1 pseudogene is annotated in these 281 nt (G+C 73.3%); it reads left to right on the top strand.

What is annotated here, in order from left to right:
- Window positions 1–271, top strand: a pseudogene (locus EN874_RS33325) (diguanylate cyclase); the annotation flags it as partial.
- Window positions 272–281 lie beyond the last annotated feature (10 nt).

The raw sequence follows: 281 nt of genomic DNA, 5'->3' as shown, positions 1-281 counted from the left end.
CGCGGAGGGGGCGCGCAACGCCTTCGGCGCGCTGCCGATCGAGGGACTGCCCGCCGGTCACCGCTGCAGCGCGAGCTTCGGCGTCGCCGAGCATGCCGCGGACGAGGGTTTCTCAGATCTGTTGCGGCGCGCCGACGAGGCACTCTACGCGGCCAAGAATGCCGGCCGCGACTGCGTGCGCGTCCCCTCCGCGAACAGCCGCGCGGCGGCAAGGTTGGTGCCGGGCAGGATGATGGCGAACTCCTCGCCGCCGATGCGGCCGGCGACATGATGCTCCGCCG

The organism is Mesorhizobium sp. M1D.F.Ca.ET.231.01.1.1, from assembly GCF_003999155.2.
In the GTDB taxonomy this organism is placed as follows: Bacteria; Pseudomonadota; Alphaproteobacteria; order Rhizobiales; family Rhizobiaceae; genus Mesorhizobium.
This window is presented reverse-complemented; position numbering and strand designations above follow the sequence as displayed.